The following is a 24369-nucleotide window of genomic DNA, read 5'->3' as shown; positions in this document are numbered from 1 at the left end:
AGGCTTAATATATTAAGCCTATTTTTTTATAACTTTGGCGATGAAAATTGATTAAAATTTTGCCAAAATCTCATCAAGGCTTAGCATGATTTTTTCGCCATTGGTGCGTTTGACATATTCGTATTTTTCTTCAGCGAGGTTTCTTTCGGATACAACGATACGATGCGGAATACCAATGAGTTCGAGGTCGGCAAATTTTACACCAGGACGCTCATCTCGATCATCTAGCAATACATTAACCCCTTTATCTTTTAGGGTTTGGTACAGTTCTTCTGCTTTTGTCTCAGCGGAGCCATCTTTTGAACGCATTGGCACAATAGCAACAGTGAATGGTGCGATGTTATCATTAGGGTTTGGTGTGTCTGCCCAAATGATGCCATTTTCATCATGATTTTGTTCTATGGCGGCAGCAATAATGCGACTTACGCCGATGCCATAACAACCCATCATTAGGGTAACAGGCTTACCTTCTTTGCCCAATACCTTGCAGCCTAATGCATCAGAGTATTTATCGCCAAGCTGGAAAATATGCCCAACCTCAATGCCTCGTTTGATGGAAATCACGCCTTGACCATCTGGGCTGATGTCGCCATTAACAACATTGCGAATGTCAACGATACTTGTAATTTTGGCATCTCTTTCCCAGTTCATACCGACAGTATGCTTGTCTGCTGTATTGGCACCACAGACAAAGTCAGACAATGCAGCAGCACTGTGGTCAACAAACACAGGAATGCCATGTTGTTCTAGGTCTACGCTGATATAGCCTTTGATGAGGCCTGCGTCTTTTATTTCTTCTTCGGTGGCCATGGTAAAAGGAGTGTGAACCTCATTGATTTTCTCAGCTTTGATTTCATTGAGTTCGTGGTCACCACGCAGAACTAGGGCAACCAATTTTGGCATTTGAGGATTGTCTTTTGAATATGAGCCTTTGACGATGAGCGTTTTTACTGTGCAAGACAATGGAATATCTAGGTGCTTGGCGACCTCTTCGCAAGTTGACATATTTGGCGTATCAACATCATGACGCTCTTGGGCTGGGGCTTTACGCTCATCTGTGCAAATGGCTTCGGCAAGCTCAATATTGGCGGCAAAATCTGATCCGCTAGAAAAAGCGATATCATCTTCTCCGCTGTCGGCCAACACATGAAATTCATGACTGGCAAAACCACCAATGGAGCCAGTATCTGCTTGCACTGCACGGAAATTGAGCCCCAATCTGGTAAAGATTCGGCTGTATGCGTCGTGCATATCTTGGTAGGTTTTTGCCAGACTTTCTTTATCAATATGAAAAGAATAAGCATCTTTCATGGTAAATTCTCTGGCACGCATTACCCCAAAGCGTGGGCGAATTTCGTCACGAAATTTGGTTTGAATTTGATAATAAGTGGTTGGTAGTTGTTTGTAACTCTTTAATTCATTGCGAGCAATATCAGTAATGACTTCTTCGTGTGTAGGTCCTAGTACGAAATCACGACCATGGCGGTCTTTAAAGCGTAGTAATTCTGCGCCATAATCTTCCCAACGACCAGATTCTTGCCACAGTTCGGCAGGCTGAGTTACAGGCATGAGCAGTTCTTGGGCGTTAATGCCTTCCATCTCTTCACGAACGATTTTTTCTACTCGTTTTAGCACTCTTAAGCCTGCTGGCATCCACACATACAATCCTGAGGCAAGTTTACGAATGAGGCCTGCTCGCACCATCAGCTGGCTAGATACGATGTCGGCATCGCTTGGCGTTTCTTTTAAGGTGGCAAAGGTAAATTGACTGGCTTTCATAACAACCCTTAATAAAAATAAAACGAGAAATACGCTATATTAAGGCAATATTCACCACTTGTGCAACTTAAATTTTAAAATTTTTGAAAAAATTTACTCATTATCTTGGTTTTGTGTTACATTTCTTATATCTTATAAAATCTTAAAAATAAATATTAGGAGGCGATGATGGCGACTGGTTCTCAATTTTCTTTCTTTCGGGCGGTGCTTTTGATGGTTTTGCTGATGGCGATAGGCATATTTGGCAAAGTGCTTTATGACAAGTCGAACACTTCGCAGGTGCAAGCAATCACTCGTGAGGGCGTGATTACTGATGTTCAAAAGCTTGCTCGTCTACAGTCGGCGGCCTTTGGGGTGGATACCATCATTACAGCAAACAAGGTAGGTACTTGGCAAAAACTTTGGCAAGATAAACAAAAAGGGTTGTTTGTGGCACATGGGCGAGTGCTGGCAGGGGTTGATTTATCAAAACTTACCCCTGAAATGGTGCAAGTTATCCAAAAACAAGATGTTAATGATGAACCTGTTACACATATCACCATTAGCGTGCCACCATCAGAGGTGTTTGAGGTATATTTGGATGATTTAGGGGTCTATGATTGGCAAACTGGGCTGTTTGGTATGGCAGATAATGACCCAAAGATTTTAAGTGAAGCACAAGCTTCTGCCAAAATCGAAGTGTTAAAAAAAGCTTGCCAAGGTGGCATCATGACGATGGCGGCCAGTAATGCTGCCGAACAAATTAAGGGTTTATTCGTGCTAACAGGGGCAACGGTCGATGTTGTGAGTCAGGGTGCAGGGGCGTGCCAATTGGTTAGATGATGAAAAGCGAGAATAAAATGCAAATAAAATTTTGCGGATTAACCAATCAAAGCGATATTGAAGTTGCTACACAGCTTGGCGTGAGTGCGATAGGGCTTGTGTTTTATCCAAAAAGTCCACGCTATGTTGATTGTGATAAAGCGGTTGTGTTGTGTCAAAAAATCCCTGCCTTTACCACGATTGTTGCCCTTGTGGTGAATATGGCACAAACAAAACTTACTCAACTGGCAAATCAAGTTAAATTTGATATTATTCAATTTCACGGCGATGAAACCGCAGATGAGTGCCAAAAGCTTGCCAATATGATAAACAAACGCTGGATAAAAGCCATTCGTGTTAAGCCTTGTGATGATAGCGACAGTATTTTAAATCAAATCCAAGCATTGGCAGATTGTGGGGCAAGTGGGGTGATTTTGGATACTTTTAACGACAAAACCTTTGGCGGTACAGGACAAAGATTTGATTGGGATAAAATCCCTGACAATTCGCCATTGCCCATTTATTTGGCAGGCGGACTAAATTCTAATAACATTGGCGATGTTGTGGGTAATCAATCGTTAATAGCAAAAATTAAAGGCGTTGATGTCAGTGGTGGTATTGAAAAGAAAAAGGGGGTAAAGTGTGCGGTTAAAATGGGTGGGTTTATGGAGAGTTTGAGAAAATTATGACAACTCATAATTTTATAGTAACAAAAGACATTGGTAAAATGTTAAAATGCCTAAATTATCATTCAAATTGGTTGGATTTTGGATTTTTAACGCCCAAATTATTGACATTGCAATTTGAAAAATTTCATCAAGGCGATGATAAAAATACAGAACATTTTCGTTATGGTTGTTTTTTAAGTTTTATTCAAAAACATCAAAATTTTAGCGATTTACAAATTGAGCAATTCATTATATTGGCACAACAAGATGATGATAACCTTATGGCAGGTTCGGCATTAAAAATGCTGTTTGAATGTGGAAAAATAACATCAAAACAATATGAGTTTTTAAAGAAAGAATTGCTTAATTTTGGTGATTGGGCGGTTAAATTGATTGAGCAACATCGCTTAATAAATGCTTTGTCGTCAAATATTTTAACTGCTGAATTACTAAAAGAATGTTTTGATTTTTCTAAAAATTATCAAACAAATGTTTTATTTCAAATTATTATTGACAAGACAAGCGATAAAGATATTTTGAAAAAATTCACAACAGATGATTTTGGTAAAAAAATTAGAAATTTAGCTAAACAAAAATTAAAGCAATTACAGCGTATTGAGAATTCTATGTAATTTTTTAAAGATTAAATAAGGAAAAAGCTATGAACATTCTAATCACAGGCGTAACATCAGGCTTTGGCTTGGCAATGGCAAAACGCCTTATCAAAGACAACCACACCATTATCGGTACAGGCAGACGAGCCGATAAACTTAGCGATATTAAAGCAGAATTGGGCGAGCAGTTTATCCCTTTGTGTTTTGATATTGGTAACTTAGATGATACCAAATCCGCCTTAGATAGCCTTGATAAAGCGTTATTAAATAATATTGATGTGCTTATCAATAACGCAGGATTGGCACTTGGTTTAGAAAGTGCTGACAAAGCAGATATTAGCGATTGGCAAGCAATGATAAATACCAATATCACAGGGCTTGTTAGTATAACCAACTTGGTTTTGCCAAAAATGGTTGCCAAAAACAGCGGACTTGTGATTAATATCGGCTCAACCGCAGGCAATTATCCGTATTTTGGGGCGAATATTTATGGGGCGAGTAAGGCATTTGTTAAGCAGTTTAGTTTAAATTTGCGTGCTGATTTGATTGGCAAAAATATCCGTGTTACCAATATAGAACCAGGGCTTTGTGGTGGTACAGAATTTAGCCATATCCGCTTTAAAGGCGATAATGAAAAAGCAAGCAAGCTGTATGAAAAAGTGGACTATATCCGCCCAGAAGACATTGCCGATATGGTACATTATATCGTCAATTTACCGCCCCATATTAACATTAACCGACTAGAAGTAATGCCTGTTGCTCAAACTTTTGCAGGGCTGACGGTGGTTAAGGATTTGTAAATTTTTGACCTTGGCAATATTTTTAATCATTTAAGTTATATTTTAAAAGGCACTTTATTATGACAGACTACACTCAATTCCCAAACACCACAGGGCATTTTGGTATACACGGTGGATGCTTTGTGTCCGAGACATTGATGAGTGCGTTAGAAGAGCTAGAACGCATTTATTTATCGGTCAAAAATAACCCAGAATTTTGGGCAGAATATAATGATGATTTGGTGAATTATGTGGGTCGTCCCACGCCTTTGTATTTTGCCAAACGCTTAACAGCAAAGACAGGCGGTGCAAAAATTTATCTTAAACGAGAAGATTTAAACCACACAGGGGCTCACAAAGTTAATAATACCATTGGACAGGCACTACTTGCCAAACTTGTCGGTAAAAGGCGTATCATCGCTGAGACAGGGGCAGGGCAACACGGCGTGGCAACAGCGACAATCGCCGCACGGCTTGGGCTAGAATGCGTGGTCTATATGGGGGCGGACGATGTAGAACGCCAAAAAATGAATGTTTATCGTATGAAACTTTTGGGGGCAACAGTCGTGCCTGTAACAAGTGGTTCTCGCACATTAAAAGATGCGATGAATGAAGCGATGCGAGACTGGGTAACCAATGTGGACGACACTTATTATGTGATTGGCACGGTGGCAGGCCCGCACCCTTATCCGCTTTTGGTGCGAGATTTTCAAGCGATTATTGGGCGTGAAGCCAAAATACAACATCTTGAAAAAGAAGATAAATTACCTGATGCGTTGGTGGCGTGTGTCGGCGGTGGCTCAAATGCAATGGGGCTATTTTATGAGTTTTTGAACGATAAAGATGTGCAGATGTATGGTGTGGAAGCAGGTGGCTATGGTGTGGCGACTGGCAAGCATTCTGCACCTTTGAATGCAGGAAAAGTGGGCGTACTCCACGGTAATCGCACCTATCTTATGGCAGATGATGACGGACAAATCATAGAAACGCACAGTATATCAGCAGGGCTTGACTACCCTGGGGTAGGACCTGAACACAGCTTTTTAAAGGATATGGGGCGTGTGAATTATGTGGTAATTGATGATAATGAAGCACTAGAAGCCTTTCGTATTTTGACCAAAACCGAAGGCATTATCCCAGCGTTGGAAAGCTCGCACGCCATTGCGTATGGTCTAAAACTTGCCAAGACATTGGGGCAGGACAAATCCATTGTCATCAATTTATCAGGGCGTGGCGATAAAGATTTGCATACGGTGATGACGGTGGATGGGATTGGCTTGGATTAAATGGGAGTAATTATGCAAACACAACTTGTAGTAACCGCAGACAATTATTTAATTGAAGAGTTAAAAACGGTAATTGAAGGCTTTATTAGCAAACATCAAAATGATGAAATTATGGTTGAAACCAAAATTAAAAAAGCGGTGACATTTGATGATGTTCGTGAGTTAAAAGGGATTTTAAATCAATATCACCCCAAGCCTTTGACTGATGAAGAGATTGAAAATGGTATTCATCAAGGTATTATACAAAGGGCAATGATAAAATGAAACAAACTTTTGTAGTAGATACCAATGTTTTATTGCGTTATTTTCATACAGATGATATAGAGCAAACCAAATTGGTTGAACCTTATTTTGAAAATAAGGATTATCAGCTTGTGATTACATCAGAAACATTATGTGAATTATATTGGGTGTTTCGTAAAACAATCAAATTGGATAATTCGGTAATTTTAACCATTATACAAACTTTAATAAATTCACCCAATATTAGCCTTACCAATTTTTCTGCTGTTCAATTTGCCTTAAAATTTTTGGAGTTAAATGGCGATTTTGCAGATGGCGTGATTGCCTATCAAGCAACTCAATTTGATAATGTAAAATTTTTGACTTTTGATAAAAAAGCTCAAAAAATTGCCAATGAGTGTGGTATTTTAGTGCAAAATCCATAGAATAAACTTTAAGGCAAAAAATGCAATACACGATTTATAATACCGACTGGCTTATTCAAGCGTTTCGGTCAAAGAAAAAATTAAAACATCTGTACTTTTGGGGCATACGCCCAAAGGCAATGGACAAATTTCTGATGCCTGTTTTAGTCAATGGTATCATTCGCCTTTTATGGTGGACGGCGTGATTTATCCAACCGCAGAGCATTATATGATGGCTCAAAAAGCTAAATTGTTTGGCGATATGGCGATTTTTAATGAAATCATTCACGCCAAACACCCCAAACAAGCCAAAGATTTGGGGCGACAAGTTAAAATTTTGATGAAAAAATTTGGAATAAACACCGCTTTGATATTGTCGTGCAAGGCAATATTGCCAAATTTAGCCAGCACCCAGAATTAAAAGCCTATTTATTAGGCACAGGTAATAGAATATTGGTAGAAGCCAGTCCTGTGGATAAAATTTGGGGCGTGGATTTGGCAAGAGATGATGATAAAATCCACAATCCGTTAAATTGGCAAGGCTTAAATTTATTGGGATTTGCGTTAATGCAAGTTAGAGATGAATTATTCAAAATAAGTGAGTAATAAAATGACCCGAATTCAAACCACTTTTTTGGCTTTAAAACAGCAAAACAAAAAAGCCCTAATCCCCTACATTATGGCAGGCGACCCAAATCCGGCTGTTACGGTGGATTTAATGCACGAGCTTGTCGCTCACGGGGCGGACATTATTGAGATTGGCTTGCCGTTTTCTGACCCTATGGCGGACGGGCAGGTTATCTCATTGGCAGGCGAGCGAGCATTGGCAAATGGCACAAGCACCACAAAAGCCGTGCAAATGGTGGGCGAATTTCGTAAAACCAACCAAAGTACGCCTGTTTTGTTAATGGGCTATCTAAACCCTGTGGAGATTATCGGTTATGATAATTTTTTGGAGTTGTGCGAGCAAAATGGCGTGGACGGTTTATTGCTTGTGGATTTACCGCCCAACGAAACAGACGAAACACTCTCCAAAAAACTTGCCGATAAGCATATTAATCAGATTTTTTTACTTGCCCCAACCACCCAAACCGACCGCCGTCAAGCGGTATTAAAGCACGGCACAGGCTTTATTTATTATGTCTCGGTCAAGGGCGTAACAGGCTCAAAGGCTTTGGATACTGATGAAGTGGCTCACCAAGTGCAAGCGATTAAAGCCGATACTGATTTGCCTATTTGTGTAGGGTTTAGCATTCGTGATGGCGAAAGTGCCAAGGCGGTTGCCAAATTTGCAGATGGGGTGATTGTGGGCAGTGAACTGGTTAGGCATTTTGCTGATGTGGGGCAAGATACCGCCAAAATTGACAATGCTTGTGCAAACATTTTGGCAAAAATGCAAGAGCTAAGAGTAGCGATTGATGAACTTTGATGATTAACGGTACTAAAAGTGAGGCTTGGGTATAAAAATTTATTTGCCAAATAAATAATACAAGTGTAAACTATATTAATCAAAGCATACTCAAAAGTATGCTAAATTGTTATTTACACAAAAAAATAGGATTTTTTATGTCAAATCAAGTTGTCGCTGATGCTACTGAGCCAACCGTTTGGCTAAAACGAGCCATACCAGGGATCAAGCAAGACCGTGTGGTTGTGCCATCTGCGGTAGATACTGAGCCATCAACCGAATGTCCAAATTGCCACTCATTAACAACCAACACAAGTCTGATTTTTAATCAATATGTATGTCCTGATTGTGATCACCATTTGTCTATGTCGGCACGCAAACGCTTAAATTGGTTTTTTGATGATATTAAAAGCGAGCTTGGTCAAGAATATCAAGCAGGCAACCCTCTAAATTTTGTGGACTCCAAGCCTTATCCTAAGCGTATGGCACAGGCACAGGCGAGCACAGGTGAGTCTGAGGCGTTGGTGGTCATGCAGGGTAAAATTAAAAATCTTGAACTGATTGCTTGTGCCTTTGATTTTAAATTTATGGGTGGCTCTATGGGGTCGGTGGTGGGCGATAGATTTGTATTGGCGGGCGAAAAAGCCCTAGCCGAACGCAAGCCGTTGGTCTGCTTTGCGTCAAGCGGTGGGGCAAGAATGCAAGAAGGCTTATTATCGCTGATGCAAATGGCAAGAACCAGTGCGGTCATTGAGCGACTTAGACAGGCAGGCGTGCCGTATATTGTTGTCTTAACCAATCCTGTATATGGTGGTGTTACTGCAAGTCTTGCAATGCTTGGCGATATTCATATTGCCGAACCAAAGGCAATGATTGGCTTTGCAGGTAAGCGTGTGATTGAACAAACGGTGCGAGAAGTGCTGGACGAGCCATTTCAGCGTGCCGAGTTTTTGTTACAAAAAGGTACGGTGGATATGGTCGTTCATCGCCATCAGCTTGTAGATACCGTTCATCGTATTTTAACAAAGTTAAGCAAACTGCCGAACGCTTGAGTTTGATTGGTGATACCGCCACTTTGATAAAGTCTGGCTGATCTAATGGTTTTTTGTTAATAATATGCTATAATTAAAACAACGCTTGCAATGCAGGCGTTTTCTTTGTAGTGATGGTCATCAAGTAGGTCTAGATAAGGCGATTGAGTATGCAAAATTTAACTGAGCATGACAGCCTAGAGGCGTGGCTGGAATATATCGCAGGGATTCATGTTTCTGCCATTGATATGGGGCTTGAGCGGGTTTTGCCAATCATCAAAAAATTAGGCATCTCAAACAATGATTTGAATGACCGTCCGTATATTTTTACCGTTGCAGGTACAAATGGTAAAGGTTCGACCACTGCAACCATCGCTCAAATCTGCCAGTGTGCAGGGTTTAGGACTGCTCTTTACCAATCGCCACATTTAATATCATTTACAGAACGCATCAAGATTGATGGCATGGCCATTGATGAATCAGATTTGGTTCAGGCTTTGGTGCGTGTTGAACAAGCTCGCCTTGAATGTCAATTGTCATTGTCTTTTTTTGAGATGACGACTTTGGCGGCATTTTTAATTTTTAAAGAATCAAATGTAGATGTATGGGTGTTAGAAATTGGTTTGGGCGGTCGGCTTGATGTGGTTAATGCGATTGAACCTGATTTGGCGGTCATCACAAATATTGGTATTGACCATGTTGACTGGCTGGGCGATGATATTGAAAAAATTGGCATGGAAAAAGCGGGGATTATCCGTAAAAATATACCTGTCATTTTAGGTGCAAGGGATTTGCCAAACAGTATTTTTGAGGTGATTGAGGCTAATGATGCCAAAGCTTATCAGATTGGTAAAGACTATGAGTTCTGTGAGTTCTGTGAACAAAGCAATGCTTGGCAGTACTCATCGCAAGGCATTACCCTAAATCTACCTAAGCCAAAATTATCATTATTAAATGCAGTCAATGCTGTGAGTGCGGTATTGGCGTCAGATTTACCAATTAATGAAAATGCCATTAAAGAGGGTCTTGTAAAAGTGACTCTGGCAGGGCGTTTTGACCACCGAATGATTAATGGCAAACGCTGGCTATTTGATGTGGCACACAATGCACATGGCATGAAATTTTTGCTTGAACAATTTGTGCCATACTGGCAGAGCCATAAAAATATCAATCCAAATGCTAAGTTGAATGTTGTGTTTTCCATGCTAGGAGATAAAGACATCGGTGCGGTGCTTGACTTGGTACAAGGTGAGTTAGATCAGGGCAGGCTTGTAATTAGCACTTGGCATATTGCTGCTATTGACCATGTGCGTGCCATGCCACTTGATGATATTTTAACATTGGTGCATCATCATTTAAAAAACCCAAACGCCATCACTCATGACAGTCTGGATTTGGCAGTGCGTGGTGTGATGCAAAAGGCGAGCGAGCAGGATTTGATATTGGTGTTTGGTTCGTTTCATACGGTAGGAGAGGTTTTGACGGTGCTTTTAGGTTAGGGCTGGTCATCTAATTGTGTGATAATTGTAAATAAACAAGGTGCTTGGTGCTTGATGGATTGACAACTTAATAGAAACATTGTATTTTTAATGGTTTGTATTATGATTTGCTCATCATAAAAAAGCAACATAAAAAGCAGATTAATGGTGCTTTATGATTTCAAAACAAGTGATTTTAGGTTCGGTACTACTCATTGGCGGTGCGGTAACGATTTTTGCCATGACGCAAAATAATAAACCTGCACAAAGTAGCGATACCACCTTAACACAAGTTGTTAAAGATGGTGGCTTGGTGGCAAAACCTGAGACAAAACCTTTGACCGCTGATGTGATGACAGAGGAAAAGCTTCTTATCCAAAAACAAAAGGAGCGAGAGCTTTACAATCAGCAACTTGCTCAAGAGGCTGATGAGCTTTTAAAAGAGCAGGAGCAGGCCAGAATGCTTGCACTTGATAAGGCGAAACAAGAAGCTGGTCAGATACCAAGTACGCACATCGGTGCAGATAGTGCCTCTAAAAGTGAATTGATTGCCGCACCTGAGGTGCAAATTCGCCCAGAGGCCGTCAAGGCGATAAGCACCCAAAAGAACGCACTTGAAGACAAATTGAATCAACAAAAACCGCTGACTGAAAAAAAATCTAAAGAAACGGCTGGGGAAGTTGAAGCTGGGCTGGGTGCTAAGTTACAAAGTGAGCCTACCTCACCAACTCAACCGAAAGTTGAAACTAAAACGGTGCCAGCTAAAGATAAGCACACAGTGGTTCGTGGTGATACACTCATTGGGCTATCTCGTAAATACGATGTTCCTGTTTCGGTATTGGCAACGGTGAATGGTATGAATCGCAATGATGCCTTGCCACTTGGTCGTACCATCACGATTCCATCATCAGCACAGCTTGCCAAAATTGACCGAGATAATCAGCAAAAACAAACATCGGATGCTCAAGCAACCACCACCAAAACCAAGGGCGAGCAAGTATCGGTGAATTCTAGCTCTGGCTATAGCTATAGTGTGCAAGTCGCCATATCTCCTGATAAAGCCAAAGTTGATGAAATGGTTGAAAAATATCGTGCAGCAGGCTATCAAGTGAGTGTCAGTCAGACCTCTCGTGGTATGCGAGTATTGGTTGGCTCGGCGGATTCTTATGATGCGGCCAATGAACTAAAACAGAAACTGGCTAAGGATTCACGAGTTGATGCCAAAGGTGCGTGGGTAAAAAAACTGGAAAAATGAATTTGACTTAAATGTATCAGGTTGGGCCAAATTAAGTTGTTAAATCACAAAAGCACGGTGCAACGCCGTGCTTTTGTATTTTTTTAGTCATTGATTTATTTGCTTTTTGTATTATTTATCTTTTTTTTTGAGTGATTTTTTTATATGAATGAAATAGTGATGATCTTTGGTGTTGTGTTTTTTATTTTATTGATTATCTGGTTCAAAAAAAATACAAAAACCCCTATTGAGAAGCCAGTTAAAGGCGATGATTTTCCCATTTGGCCGTTTGAGCGAATGCCCATCATGACAGATAGTGAAGTGCAATTTTTTAAAAAATTACAGCTTGCCTTGCCCGATTTTTTGATTTTTAGTCAAGTACAGCTATCTCGCATCATTGAGCCGAGTGATGAAGCGGGTAATGACCGCCAGTTTTGGTTTAATCGTGTGTGCCGTCAAAGTGTGGATTTTGTGCTGATTGACAAAGACTGCCAAACGGTACTTATTGCCATTGAGCTTGATGATTGGACACATGAGAGCCAAACTCGGCAAAAGCAAGATGCAAAAAAAGACAAGGCATTAGCGAGTGCAGGAATTCCCATCATTCGCTTTCATGCTGAAAAGATGCCAAGTATCGAGATGATACGCACAGATGTACTGGAAGTATTAAGATGTTTTGGTTAAAACAAGGTTGGGCTGTATAAAAACTTAATAACTTAATAAAAAAATAACACATCAATTGGTGTGTTATTTTTTGATTGATTCAGCAGAGGGATAAAAAAAATTATTTTTGCTTATAAGTCTTATGGCATGAGCCACAGCTTTCGTTCAGTCTGCCAAGTACACGACTGACATCATCGGCAGATTGTGCCTCTTTGGCAATGGCTGACAGTTCATCAGCGATAGCATTAAATTCGTCCGCCTGAGCTTTAAACCCTGCACCATCTGACCAAACAGCATCTTGTGATTTGCCTTTATTGGCAGAATCAGCAAAGCTTTCCCATGCTTTATTGGTACTTTCTTTGATAAAATCAGCCTGTTCTTTAAAAGTAGCGGCATCAAAGGTGTCTGGCTTTTCAACCATGCTTTTCATGATGTCATTGGCAGCACGCCAATCTTGCATGATGTTTTGGCGGGTTTTAATGTCGTTAGGGCTTTGAGAGGCTGAGTTGCAGGCGACAAGCATCAAAGCTGATGCGATGAGTACAACAAATGTTTTATTAGATGATTTCATGGCTGTCTTTGTCTAGATGGCTTTTATGTTGTTAAAGTTTGGCAAAAAATGCCTTGCTGAGTTTGTAATATATCATATTCATGATGAATGCTCAATGACCACGCTTTTTATGACAATAGATAAAAGACAAATAAAAACTTTGGCATACTTTTAGCTTTGGGTTGTTTTGTGTATTGTGCGTATTGCCCTACCAAAGACAATGGCTTTTTTTAAAAATACAAGAATCACAAAATTTAGACAAATTCATGGTTAATGATGATTTGCTTAACTTTTTGTTTGTGTCATCATTGGCAAAAAAGCTATTTAGTCATAGACAGCCAGTCTTTGGGTTTTAAATAAAAATCAGTCAATTCAAATTCTCGTGTGCCTGATTTGGGTTCGTAGCGGTATGACCAACTTGCCAAGGGAGGCATACTGACCAAGATAGACTCGGTGCGACCATTTGACTGCAAACCAAAAATTGTACCACGGTCGTAGATGAGGTTGTATTCAACATATCGTCCACGGCGATAAAGCTGAAATTCTCGTTCATTGGCGGTGTAGGCTTTATGTTTATTACGCTCAAAAATCGGTATAATGCCGTCAATATAACCTTGACCAACTGCCTGCATGAAGGCAAAGCATTGATCAAAATCCCAACCTGTTGTACTGGTGTTCATGTCATCATAAAACAAACCACCCACACCACGACATTCGTCTCGATGTTTTAGATAAAAATATTCATCACACCATGTTTTAAATTTGGGATAAATCTCACTGCCAAAAGGCAGGCACAGCTCATGTGCTACTGTGTGCCAATGCACAACATCTGACAAATTGGGATAAAAAGGTGTTAGATCAAATCCACCACCAAACCACCAAACTGGCTCACCGCCATTGATGGGTTGTGCCATGAATAGCCGTACATTGGCATGACTGGTAGGGACATGAGGATTTTTTGGGTGGATAACAAGCGAGACACCCATCGCTTGTGCTTTTGCTCCAGCAAGTTGAGGATAGCGTTCCGTGGCAGATGGCGGTAGTTTATTGATATGAATATGGCTGAACATCACACCGCCTTTTTCAATCACTTGCCCACCGCTCATCACGCATGAGCGACCCCCACCACCTTCGGCACGCTCCCAATCATCAGCAATGAATTTGACATTACTTGCACCATCAACACCGCCTTTATGTTCTTGATTTTCTAGAGCATGGCAAATATTTGCTTGTAGATTTAATAAAAATTTACGCACTGCCAGAAGCTTGGTCTCATAATCAACTAAAATTAAATCTTGCATGAGCTTGCCTTTTGTATTTTTTTAAATGATGATTATTTAATTTTATTGGTCAAAGTTGTCAGTAAAAGCTGTCAATACTTAATGTTTGATATGTTTGCTTGGCTTAATCAGATGCCCCATTTTGGCATCTTTAACATCTAAATAACCTTCATTGTGCGGATTGACACCAACGATGAGCGGAATGCGTGCGACAACATCAATACCCAATGATTTTAGTTCATTGATTTTATTTGGGTTATTTGTCATGATGTTTAACTGTTTGACCCCTACATGGTCAAGCATTTCTTTGCACATTTCATAAGTGCGTGCATCGGCTGGCAGACCGAGTAATAAATTGGCTTCTAGGGTGTCATGCCCTTGGTCTTGCAAGGCATAGGCACGAATTTTATTAGTAAGTCCGATGCCACGGCCTTCTTGGCGTAAATACAAAATAGCCCCACAGCCGTGCGATTGTATCGCTTGCATGGCGGTGTTTAATTGTGGGCCACAATCACATTTAAGCGAGCCAAACGCATCGCCTGTCAGACACTCAGAATGAATGCGTATGATGGGTGTGATGGTAGGATTATCACTAGGTAGGCCGCAGCTTAGCATGATATGCTCTTGTCCAGTTTCATTTTCAAAAACATGAATGTCAAAATCACCATGCACTGTAGGCAGTTTGGCTTTGCTGATGAAATGGTACAAAATAAACCCCAAAAATGGCAGTATGCCAGTCGTAATTCTTTATGGCTTGATGGATAATTATGAAAAATAATAAAAATCGTATCATCTGGTTAAAAATAATGGTGTTTTTCTAGCAAAAATAAAGCCCATCTTGTAAAATAGTCGCATGATGTTGCTAAAAATGCTATTATGCCACACTCTTTGATTGATTGAAAAGCGATTGATTGAAAAATGGTGGATTATTACGCCGCACGACCTAATACTGATTAATTGGAATACAGCCAGTCATGCCAAATTCTACTGACAGCCAAAATTTTCACCCCAAGATTTTTGAGAAGATGCCAATAGAGCGTCCAAGCACCCCTTTGCTTGATAAGATTGATTCCCCTAAGGATTTAAAACGCTTGGCGATTGATGAGCTGTGCCAATTAGCCGATGAGTTGCGTGAATATCTTTTGTATTCAGTGGGACAGTCGGGTGGGCATTTTGGTGCAAATTTGGGTGTGGTAGAGTTGACGGTCGCTTTACATACCATTTATGATACGCCTTACGATAAACTTGTGTGGGATGTGGGTCATCAGGCCTATGCCCATAAGGTACTGACAGGTCGACGGGACAAATTGGCAGGCATTCGCTCAAAGGGTGGTTTAACGGCATTTCCTGAGCGTATGGAAAGTGAATATGATACTTTTGGTGTGGGGCATTCATCAACATCCATCTCAGCAGGGCTTGGCATGAGCTTGGCCAGCCGTCTCTTGGGTGAGCATCGAAAAATCATCTCTATCATCGGCGATGGGGCAATGACAGGCGGTATGGCCTTTGAAGCGATGAATGATGCGGTACAGCAAAATGCTGATTTGACGGTCGTACTCAATGATAATGATATGTCAATCTCACAAGCAATAGGTGGATTTAGCCGTCATTTGGCACGGCTTTGGCAACGAGGTTTGGCTTTTGATATTGACAAACATGGCAATATTTTGATGACCAAGCGTGAGATTAATGCTGATGATCGTCGGGTACGCCACTATCTACACATGGCAACTGATGTCAAAGAAACGCTTGAGAAAATTCCTGCTAAAATTGGTGGTAATATCAGCAAAAGCATTGGCAATCTATTTGGTAAAAATGCACCGCCAATGCCTTTATCGGATAAAATAGCCGAAAAGCTCAATGATCATATTTTTCCTGATAATTTATTTAAAGCAATTGGTTTTACTTATCTTGGCCCTTTTGATGGTCATGATTTGCCAAAACTTTTGCAGGTTTTTGAGCGAGCTAAGCGGTTAAAGGGGGCGGTACTGATCCATGTGCATACAGTGAAGGGCAGGGGGTTTTTACCTGCTGAAGCTGATCCCATCAAATATCACGCCATTGGTAAATTGCCCAAAGCTGATGTATCGGACAATGTGCCTACCAAGCCTGCCAAAAAGTATTCTGATGTTTTTGGTGAATGGCTCATGGAGACCGCAGATGATAAAAACATGGTTGCCATTACCCCCGCCATGTGCGAAGGCTCTGGCATGGTTGAGTTTTCTAAGTCGTATCCTGATAAGTTTTTTGATGTTGCCATTGCTGAACAACATGCTGTAACATTGGCTGGTGGCATGGCGACAGGTGGGCTAAAGCCTGTGGTGGCAATTTATTCTACTTTTTTGCAGCGTGGCTATGATCAGCTGATACATGATATTGCCTTACAAAATCTTGATGTAACCTTTGCAATTGACCGAGCAGGGCTGGTGGGTGAAGATGGGGCGACACACGCAGGGGTGTTTGATTTGGCGTATTTGCGTTGCGTGCCAAATGTGGTGATTGCTACGCCAAGTGATGAAAATGAATGCTATCAATTGCTCAATGCTTGCTATGAATATAAAGGTGTGTCAGCTGTTCGCTATCCTAGGGGCGTAGGAATTGGAGCAGGTATTAGCAAAACTGCTCAAAAGTGGGCCATTGGTAAAGGTAAAATTGTTTTTGAAAAACAATCTGGTGGTGATGGGCACTTGGTGTTGTTTAACTTTGGTACTCGTTTGGCAGATGCTTTGGAAGCGATAAAAAAATTGACCAATGACAATATGTCTATAACAGTCGTTGATATGCGGTGGGTTAAACCGCTTGATACAACACTGATTGACGCATTGGTAAAATCAGCAACTCATGTGGCAACCCTTGAAGAGCATCAAATCATGGGCGGTGCAGGTTCGGCTGTTAATGAATACTTGGCGGATAAGGGTGTTGCCTTACCGATTAAAAATATTGGCATTAAAGATGAGTTCATCGCACATGGCTCGTATGCTGAACAACTGGCAGAGTGCCAGCTTGATGAGAAAGGGATTGCTGAACAGCTACAAGCATTGCTACAATCTAACAAGTATTAAGTGGATTGCTTTTACATCTTAATATTTTAATCAACATGATTTAATCAACAAGGTGTTTTGTGTGAAAATGATTGCTTGGGTGTGTGTAAGCATGATTGATGATATGCAAAAAAATGTAAAAACTGTCATCACTGATTGGGCTGGCAAAAAACATGGTAAATATGCTCAAATTAAGCTATAATAGCGGTTTTGCATGATGAATGTAAAAAACACTCTTTAACTCATTTAATATTTAATAAAACTCATCAAAATTAATTTGCAAGGTGTATTATGGAGCCGATGGTAGTTATCGCATCACAGGTAGCACAAAAAGTAGGTCATGAGATTTTGCGTGCTCACGAAAATCGTCATCGTGTTGATCTGGCAGTTGAGTCAAAAGGCTTAGATGGTTTAGTTACGAAGGTTGACCGCTATGCCGAAGAACTGACCATTTCTTTATTAAAAGAAAGCTACCCAAACCATTCCTTTTTAGGCGAAGAATTTGGCTTGCAAGAGGGTAAGGGCAGTGATGCTGAGTGGTGCTGGGTGATCGACCCTCTAGACGGTACGCACAACTTTGTGCATGGTGTGCCACATTTTTGTGTGTCCATTGCTGTTCAAAAAAATGGTGTAACAGAGCATGGCGTCGTCTATGACCCTGTGCGTGATGAGATGTTTACTGCTTCTCGTGGTCGTGGTGCACGCCTCAATCAGCGTCGCTTAGCCGTCTCTGATTGCAAGACCATTGCAGGCGGATTATTTACCACAGGGCACCCTTATGAGCGTATGGTGGGTGAGGCTCGCACCAGTTTTGCGCGTCAGCACTTTGCTAGCCTACAAGCCATCTGTGAAAATGGTGGTCAGGTGCGTCGTTTTGGTTCGGCAGCATTGGACCTATGCTATGTGGCAGCAGGGCGTTTTGATGGTTACTTTGAGATGTCATTAAAGCCTTGGGATGTGGCAGCAGGCGAGCTGATTGTTACTGAGGCACGAGGCGTGGTTGTGGACCATCACGGTGCAAATCATGCAATGACCACTGGTTCGGTGTTTGCGTGCAATGTTAAATTGCTTAAACCGTTAATGCAATTGGTTATCCCAGCTTGGGAAAACTCGTTGAATAAGTGATTTTTTGTTGTTCTATATCAAGTCTTTAATGTACAATTATTAAAAAACCCAAGCCGTTAAAAGCTTGGGTTTTTTATTTGAAAATTTACTCATTAAAGCAAGTGTCAATCTAGAAGGCTTTCGTATTCTGTCAGATTTTTCTCAATCAACTGCGGTAAGACATCAATGTTTGGTAAGGCACTATTACAAGCGGTAATGCCAAAATCAAGTTTGTCTTCATAATTGGTGAGCGTGATATTAAGAGCTTGACCATCAAACAATACTGATGCAGGAAAAATTCCTGTCAAGCGTGCACCATTTAGGTAAAGCGGTTCATTCTTACTGGGCACATTAGAGATGATGAGATTAAAGGCTTGTTTGGCAGGATAAAGTCTGGTTGCAAGATTGATGCCAGCCCAGCCATAAATCAATGCACTGTAATTAATCACTTGTGCTTGCGTCATGCGAGAAAAGCGTCTTTTGCCACTGTTAATGCTTGCTTTAATGGTATTTAGCCTTTTAAGAGGGTCGTATTCATCGGTTGCCAGATTGGTCAATAAAAATGACAGCTGATTGCCGATTTTACTTTCATCTTGGCGTAAGCTGACTGGCACAAAGGCAACCAAGGGTTTATTGGGCAAAGCGTTTTGACTGATGAGGTAATCTCGTAACGCACCAGAGCTTACCGCCAAAATGATGTCGTTGGTTGTTACTGAAAAATACTGAGCAACTGTGGCAAACCGCCTTTTATCAAAGGATTTGAATATGAGCGAGCGAGTGTTTGAGATACGCTGATTTAGTATGGATTTGGGGGCATTAAAGGTGCTTAGAAAATTTTTGCGATGGCGATGCTTAAAACCTCGTATGACTTCACGAATGACAGGCTTGATGGTATTGATTTGCTCTTTGATGATGTTTATGGGTGGTTTATGAATGGGTAAGATGGCATCGATTTGACTGCGGTATTTGGTGGATAATGACCAAAAAGGCAGGCTGAATTTGTCATCGGGCGAACAAGATAGTGATTGTTGAAGTAAACGCATGGCAGCGATACCGTCCATCATGGCGTGATGCACTTTAAGATAAATGGCAAAACGCATGGGTGCACCATCTTGTTCTGGCTCAATCCCTTCAATGAGATGAAGCTCCCATAAAGGCCGTTTACGATCAAGCATTTCTCCGTGTGCAGCCGAGATATGTGCCATGAGTGTGTCAGTACCACTATTGGCAGGGAGCTTGATGTGTTTGATGTGGTGATTGATATCAAAATTCTTTTGGCTGTCCCAAAAGCCAAATTTGACCAAAACCTGATCAAAAGGAAAGCTGGGCGTTGCGTTATTGGCTTTGATTTGCTGAATAAACTCGCTCACATGGTTGCCATCTACCCCCAAGGGCATTTCAAAAATACAAAGCCCTGCCACATGCATGGGTTGTTTTTTTGATTCTAAAATCAAAAAAAGATAATCAACAGCAGTTAAAGCACGCACGGTGGTCATTCCTTGTGACTATTGAAAAAAGTATCCAGTTTGTGGACTGCTTGCAACTGCCGTTTTTCGCATGAGCATTCTACCTGCCAAAAAAGCTTGACGACCTGAAATGACAGCATTTTTCATGGCGTGTGCCATCAGTACAGGGTTTTGTGCGTAGGCGATGGCAGAATTCATCAACACACCATCACAACCAAGCTCCATTGCTATTGCTGCATCAGAGGCAGTGCCAACACCTGCATCTACTAAGATTGGCACATTGGCATTTTCAATGATGATGCTTAGCGTATGGCGGTTAAGTATACCCAAGCCAGAACCAATCAAGCTACCTAAGGGCATGACTGCCACACAGCCCATGTTTTCTAATTCTTTGGCAATGATTGGGTCGTCTGATGTATAGACCATCACATCAAAGCCATCATCAATCAATACACGCGCCGCTTTTAGAGTCTCGGTAACATTGGGGTAAAGCGTTTTTTCATCGCCTAAAACTTCCAATTTGACCAAATTATGCCCATCAAGCAATTCACGAGCAAGCTGGCAGGTGCGAATGGCACTCTTGGCATCAAAGCAACCTGCAGTATTTGGTAAAATGGTATAATCTTTGGGTGAAATCACATCAAGTAGATTTGGCTCACCCTTATGTTGACCGATATTGGTGCGACGAATTGCAACAGTAACAATTTCACTGCCACTGGCATTGATGGCATTGCCTGTCTGGGTTAAGTCTTTGTACTTTCCTGTACCAACCAGCAGACGAGATGAAAAAGAGCGGCTACCAATATTTAAAATATCATTGTCCAGACTGTTTGGAGATTGAGTGGAGATGGTTGTGGTCATAATATGGCTCTTGTTGTGTGAATTTTAAAGATAAAATTGATAAGAGTGCTGGTTAGTATAGCAAATTTTACCAAGTATTTTTACTAAAAATTAAGCTAATTGTATGATGATTGATTTTGATCAAATATTGGGTTGATAACCAATTTTTAGATTGATTAAAATTTTTGATATAAAAAAATTGGCTAGATGTTTGGCTAAATATCAATGAATGCGGTCATATGGGGTGTTGAGAAATATTGAATTAAATAAAAAAAGCCTACTTATGAAAAGAGGCTTTTTTTTGAAAATGGGGTGACTAATGGGACTTGAACCCACGACAACCGGAATCACAATCCGGGGCTCTACCAACTGAGCTATAGCCACCATAATTTTAAAAATAAAAAAATAAAATCAGGCAAATGGCGCGCCTGGCAGGATTCGAACCTGCGACCACCTGCTTAGAAGGCAGATGCTCTATCCAACTGAGCTACAGGCGCTCATGTGGCTTAATGTTAGTTTAGCAATGTTATTACTTAAATAATAAGTTAATAACTACTAACAAAAAAAGCCGTTAAGGCTTTGAAATTGGTCGGAGTGGAGGGATTCGAACCCCCGACCCTCTGGTCCCAAACCAGATGCGCTACCAAGCTGCGCTACACTCCGATTTACTTTTTAACCTAGGCTTTAACTTTCGTTATCTGCCATCGTTCGTTGTGGTGCGTATGATACAGGCAAGATGCCAGTGTGTCAATTAATTTTTTTAAAAAAATAATAAAAAATTCATAAATATTTGATTTTATTGATTTTTTTAAATTATCGTATTTGTCAACTGATGACATCTTTGACAAAAATTGTTTTTAATGGTGTCATCAGTTGTTGTTGGCTACCAAAAAATACTTTTTAATTTTGATAGTGTTCTATTGTGTTTTGGTGTCATCATTTTTGCTGATGATTTTCATGCCAAGGGCTTTTGCGGCACGAGTACCGCCTGTCAGATGAATGATGTTGCGATTGGGGTTGAGGTCATTTAGGTAATTGACGGCTTTTTCGGCTTTGGTGCCACCACCACACAAGACATAGATGTCGCCTGTGGTGGCGTCTAGCAATTCTTGATTGAGCATATCTAGCGGGACATTTTTTGCGTGTTGTATGTGCCCGTCTTGGTAGTTTTGTAAGTCTCGCACATCCCAAATGATTTTGTCTGCACTTGGGGTGAAATCTTTAATATCCAGTTGGGTTATCATTCTTTGCTCCAAAGTAATAAAAAAATAATCAAAAAATTGTATAATATTTTCAATTTAACACAAATGATTTAAGATGACAATGGTAATAAATGCTAAAAAACGCTGTGCTTGGTGTGGTGATGACCCAATTTATCAAGCTTATCATGATGATGAATGGGGAGTGGCTTGTCATGATGATAGACGCCTGTTTGCCATGTTGTGTTTAGAAGGAATGCAAGCGGGATTAAGCTGGATTACTATTTTAAAAAAGCAAGATGCTTATTATCGTGCGTTTGATGGCTTTGATGCAATCAAAATTGCCAAATACGATGAACAAAAAATTGATGAACTGATGAATAATGCTGGCATCATTCGTCATCGCTTAAAAATACAGGCGATTATTGGCAATGCCAAAGCCTATTTAAAAGTAACGCAAAATCAATCATTTAATGATTATATTTGGGGGATTGTTGCGTGTCATCAGGCTCAGACACCGCTTGTTAATCAGCCAAAAAATTTAGCTGACATTCCCACCCAAAGCAATGCAAGTGTGATGTTATCAAAACAGCTTAAAAAAGACGGCTTTAAATTTGTCGGTGCAACCATCTGCTATGCCTATATGCAAGCCTGTGGCATGGTAAACGATCATATGAGCGATTGCGACTTTAAATACACCAAAATCTAAATTGTTTCAAAACTTGCCCAAAAAAAAGAATAAAGTATTTTTAAAAAGAAAGCGTAAAAAATTCATTCTCCCCCTATATTTTTTTGGCAAATTTTAGTAAAATTCGGTTTTACCAGTAAGCGTTGAATGATTATGACTAAATTTATCTTTGTAACAGGTGGGGTGGTGTCATCTTTGGGTAAGGGCATTACTGCTGCATCTTTGGCGGCCGTTTTAGAAGCTCGTGGCCTAAAGGTTACCATGACTAAAATGGACCCTTATATCAATGTTGATCCAGGGACGATGAGTCCATTTCAGCATGGAGAGGTTTTTGTTACCGAAGATGGTGCAGAGACCGACCTTGACTTAGGTTATTACGAGCGTTTCTTGCGTCATTCAAAAATGAGCAAGGTGAATAATTTTACCTCGGGGCGTATTTATCAGACTGTACTTGCCAAAGAGCGTCGTGGTGACTATCTGGGTGGTACGGTTCAGGTCATTCCTCATATTACTGATGAGATTAAGGCACGCGTGCGTGCATCTGGTGAAGGGTTTGACATTGCTATCATTGAAATTGGTGGTACGGTAGGTGATATTGAGAGTTTGCCATTCATGGAGGCGGTGCGTCAGCTACAAGTGGAGCTTGGGCATGATAATTCAATGCTCATGCACCTAACTTTACTTCCTTATATTAAATCTGCCAGTGAACTAAAAACGAAACCAACTCAGCATTCTGTCAAAGAGCTACTCTCTATTGGTATTCAGCCAGATGTCTTGGTATGTCGCACCGAGTATGATGTTGATGCTGACACCAAGCGTAAAATTGCCCTATTTACCAATGTGCCAGAGCGTGCTGTTGTGGTGTGTAAAGATGCACGCAGCATCTATGAAATTCCACGCACTTTTTATGAGCAAAATCTTGATGATTTGGTGTGCGAACGCTTTGGTTTTGATGTGCCAGAAGCCGACCTGTCTGATTGGGACAAGGTGATTGAAGGCTTATTCACAGCACAAGGCGAGATTATTGTGGCGATGGTAGGCAAATATGTTGAATTGCCCGATGCTTATAAGTCAGTTAATGAAGCATTATTACATGCAGGCATTCACAATAAAACCAAAGTCAAAATTCATTATATTGATGCCGAAAAATTAGAAACCGAACCATGCTTGATGGACGAATTAAAATCATGCGATGCGGTTTTGGTGCCAGGTGGTTTTGGTGAGCGTGGTACTTTGGGCAAGATGATGGCGGTGCGGTATGCTCGTGAAAATAATAAGCCGTATTTGGGTATTTGTCTGGGTATGCAACTTGCTGTGATTGAATTTGCACGCAATGTACTGGGGCTACAAGCCAACTCAACCGAATTTGACCGTAAGGCTGCCGATCCAATCATTGGGCTGATTACCGAATGGTTTGATGAAAAAGGTGAATTACAAATCCGCTCAGATGATAGCGATTTGGGCGGTACGATGAGACTGGGTGCACAAGAGGCACAGCTGGTGCCTGATTCAAAACTTGCCAAAATTTATGGTGCACAGAATATCACCGAACGCCATCGCCATCGCTACGAAATGAATAACCGCTATATTGAGGTGCTTGAAAAAGCAGGTATGAAGATTTCGGGTTACTCCGCTAAGCAACATTTGGTAGAGGCGGTGGAAATTGAGAACCACCCTTGGTTTGTGGCGGTGCAATACCACCCAGAATTTACCAGCTCGCCTCGTGGTGGACATCCGCTGTTTAATAGCTTTATCAAGGCGGCAATTGATGTGAAAGGCTAACAAATACAAAGCATGCCAAAAAGTTGGTGTG

The 24369-nt window shown here is 40.8% G+C and carries 23 protein-coding genes, 3 tRNA genes and 1 pseudogene; 17 read left to right on the top strand and 10 right to left on the bottom strand.

Translation table 11 applies throughout. The features are described 5' to 3' along the window. Window positions 1-51 precede the first annotated feature (51 nt). Entirely contained in the window at window positions 52-1779 is a 1728-nt protein-coding gene (locus R0123_RS03770; RefSeq protein ID WP_323843148.1) for a proline--tRNA ligase, read from the bottom strand. Window positions 1780-1947: 168 nt separating this feature from the next. On the opposite strand from R0123_RS03770, the gene R0123_RS03765 reads away from it, so the two are divergent. From R0123_RS03765 to R0123_RS03705, 13 genes and pseudogenes are all read left to right on the top strand, one after another. After that, complete coding sequence (locus R0123_RS03765; RefSeq protein ID WP_323843147.1) at window positions 1948-2601, top strand: DUF4230 domain-containing protein; 654 nt, start codon at window positions 1948-1950, stop codon at window positions 2599-2601. A 17-nt stretch (window positions 2602-2618) separates the two neighbouring features. Further along, window positions 2619-3269: a phosphoribosylanthranilate isomerase gene (locus tag R0123_RS03760; protein ID WP_323843146.1), complete on the top strand. Its 651-nt coding sequence runs from the start codon at window positions 2619-2621 to the stop codon at window positions 3267-3269. Beyond that, window positions 3266-3880 (top strand): hypothetical protein, encoded by a 615-nt coding sequence (locus R0123_RS03755; protein WP_323843145.1) that lies wholly within the window; start codon window positions 3266-3268, stop codon window positions 3878-3880. The genes R0123_RS03760 and R0123_RS03755 overlap by 4 nt, the downstream gene beginning before the upstream one ends. Before the next feature lie 29 nt (window positions 3881-3909). Next, window positions 3910-4662, top strand: coding sequence for an SDR family NAD(P)-dependent oxidoreductase (locus R0123_RS03750; RefSeq protein WP_323843144.1), 753 nt, complete (start codon window positions 3910-3912; stop codon window positions 4660-4662). Window positions 4663-4721: 59 nt separating this feature from the next. After that, window positions 4722-5927, top strand: coding sequence for a tryptophan synthase subunit beta (gene trpB, locus R0123_RS03745; protein ID WP_323843143.1), 1206 nt, complete (start codon window positions 4722-4724; stop codon window positions 5925-5927). A 12-nt stretch (window positions 5928-5939) separates the two neighbouring features. Next, window positions 5940-6191, top strand: a complete 252-nt coding sequence (locus R0123_RS03740; RefSeq protein ID WP_323843142.1) for a hypothetical protein — start codon at window positions 5940-5942, stop codon at window positions 6189-6191. Beyond that, the gene (locus R0123_RS03735; protein ID WP_323843141.1) at window positions 6188-6595 is read left to right on the top strand and encodes a type II toxin-antitoxin system VapC family toxin; all 408 of its coding nucleotides are present in this window, start codon (window positions 6188-6190) and stop codon (window positions 6593-6595) included. Before R0123_RS03740 ends, R0123_RS03735 begins: the two co-directional genes overlap by 4 nt. A gap of 20 nt (window positions 6596-6615) precedes the next feature. After that, a pseudogene (locus R0123_RS03730) lies at window positions 6616-7180 on the top strand (NADAR family protein). Between the two features lie 4 nt (window positions 7181-7184). Then, on the top strand, window positions 7185-8003 hold the full coding sequence (gene trpA, locus R0123_RS03725; RefSeq protein ID WP_323843140.1) for a tryptophan synthase subunit alpha: 819 nt from the start codon (window positions 7185-7187) through the stop codon (window positions 8001-8003). 137 nt (window positions 8004-8140) lie between these two features. Further along, the gene (accD, locus tag R0123_RS03720) at window positions 8141-9034 is read left to right on the top strand and encodes an acetyl-CoA carboxylase, carboxyltransferase subunit beta (RefSeq protein WP_323841728.1); all 894 of its coding nucleotides are present in this window, start codon (window positions 8141-8143) and stop codon (window positions 9032-9034) included. Window positions 9035-9183: 149 nt separating this feature from the next. Beyond that, window positions 9184-10512, top strand: a complete 1329-nt coding sequence (locus R0123_RS03715) for a folylpolyglutamate synthase/dihydrofolate synthase family protein (RefSeq protein WP_323843139.1) — start codon at window positions 9184-9186, stop codon at window positions 10510-10512. Window positions 10513-10666: 154 nt separating this feature from the next. Beyond that, window positions 10667-11746 (top strand): SPOR and LysM peptidoglycan-binding domain-containing protein, encoded by a 1080-nt coding sequence (locus R0123_RS03710; protein WP_323843138.1) that lies wholly within the window; start codon window positions 10667-10669, stop codon window positions 11744-11746. Between the two features lie 159 nt (window positions 11747-11905). Next, complete coding sequence (locus R0123_RS03705) at window positions 11906-12409, top strand: DUF2726 domain-containing protein (RefSeq protein WP_323841731.1); 504 nt, start codon at window positions 11906-11908, stop codon at window positions 12407-12409. Between the two features lie 100 nt (window positions 12410-12509). Here the strand turns inward: R0123_RS03705 and R0123_RS03700 are convergent, their stop codons facing one another. From R0123_RS03700 to ribA, 3 genes are all read right to left on the bottom strand, one after another. Continuing rightward, window positions 12510-12959 (bottom strand): cytochrome c, encoded by a 450-nt coding sequence (locus R0123_RS03700; protein WP_323841732.1) that lies wholly within the window; start codon window positions 12957-12959, stop codon window positions 12510-12512. A gap of 299 nt (window positions 12960-13258) precedes the next feature. Continuing rightward, the gene (gene hemF, locus R0123_RS03695) at window positions 13259-14239 is read right to left on the bottom strand and encodes an oxygen-dependent coproporphyrinogen oxidase (protein WP_323843137.1); all 981 of its coding nucleotides are present in this window, start codon (window positions 14237-14239) and stop codon (window positions 13259-13261) included. A 78-nt stretch (window positions 14240-14317) separates the two neighbouring features. After that, on the bottom strand, window positions 14318-14926 hold the full coding sequence (gene ribA, locus R0123_RS03690) for a GTP cyclohydrolase II (RefSeq protein ID WP_323841734.1): 609 nt from the start codon (window positions 14924-14926) through the stop codon (window positions 14318-14320). Between the two features lie 266 nt (window positions 14927-15192). Between ribA and dxs the strand changes: the two genes are divergently transcribed. Then, the gene (dxs, locus tag R0123_RS03685) at window positions 15193-17280 is read left to right on the top strand and encodes a 1-deoxy-D-xylulose-5-phosphate synthase (protein WP_323843136.1); all 2088 of its coding nucleotides are present in this window, start codon (window positions 15193-15195) and stop codon (window positions 17278-17280) included. A 270-nt stretch (window positions 17281-17550) separates the two neighbouring features. After that, window positions 17551-18384, top strand: coding sequence for an inositol monophosphatase family protein (locus R0123_RS03680; protein ID WP_323841736.1), 834 nt, complete (start codon window positions 17551-17553; stop codon window positions 18382-18384). A 104-nt stretch (window positions 18385-18488) separates the two neighbouring features. Here the strand turns inward: R0123_RS03680 and R0123_RS03675 are convergent, their stop codons facing one another. The 6 genes from R0123_RS03675 to R0123_RS03650 all read right to left on the bottom strand — a co-directional run bounded on the left by R0123_RS03675 (window position 18489) and on the right by R0123_RS03650 (window position 21913). Then, window positions 18489-19850 (bottom strand): wax ester/triacylglycerol synthase family O-acyltransferase, encoded by a 1362-nt coding sequence (locus tag R0123_RS03675; protein WP_323843135.1) that lies wholly within the window; start codon window positions 19848-19850, stop codon window positions 18489-18491. 18 nt (window positions 19851-19868) lie between these two features. Continuing rightward, window positions 19869-20690 carry a thiazole synthase gene (locus tag R0123_RS03670; protein WP_323843134.1) on the bottom strand — a complete coding sequence of 274 codons (822 nt, stop codon included), beginning with the start codon at window positions 20688-20690 and terminating at the stop codon, window positions 19869-19871. Window positions 20691-20977: 287 nt separating this feature from the next. Next, window positions 20978-21053 (bottom strand) — tRNA-His (locus R0123_RS03665). Window positions 21054-21089: 36 nt separating this feature from the next. Beyond that, window positions 21090-21166, bottom strand: a tRNA-Arg gene (locus R0123_RS03660). An 89-nt stretch (window positions 21167-21255) separates the two neighbouring features. Beyond that, window positions 21256-21332 (bottom strand) — tRNA-Pro (locus R0123_RS03655). A 254-nt stretch (window positions 21333-21586) separates the two neighbouring features. Beyond that, complete coding sequence (locus R0123_RS03650; protein WP_323841739.1) at window positions 21587-21913, bottom strand: rhodanese-like domain-containing protein; 327 nt, start codon at window positions 21911-21913, stop codon at window positions 21587-21589. 73 nt (window positions 21914-21986) lie between these two features. Here R0123_RS03650 and R0123_RS03645 point away from each other — a divergent pair, with 73 nt between their 5' ends. Both R0123_RS03645 and R0123_RS03640 read left to right on the top strand, forming a co-directional pair. Then, window positions 21987-22577, top strand: coding sequence for a DNA-3-methyladenine glycosylase I (locus R0123_RS03645; RefSeq protein WP_416381683.1), 591 nt, complete (start codon window positions 21987-21989; stop codon window positions 22575-22577). Window positions 22578-22709: 132 nt separating this feature from the next. Further along, window positions 22710-24338, top strand: a complete 1629-nt coding sequence (locus R0123_RS03640; protein WP_323843133.1) for a CTP synthase — start codon at window positions 22710-22712, stop codon at window positions 24336-24338. Window positions 24339-24369: the final 31 nt, after the last annotated feature.

Source organism: Moraxella sp. Pampa (genome assembly GCF_035181385.1).
Taxonomy (GTDB): Bacteria; Pseudomonadota; Gammaproteobacteria; order Pseudomonadales; family Moraxellaceae; genus Moraxella.
The sequence above is the reverse complement of the archived record's forward strand: the minus strand, read 5'-3'. Positions and strand labels throughout refer to the sequence as shown.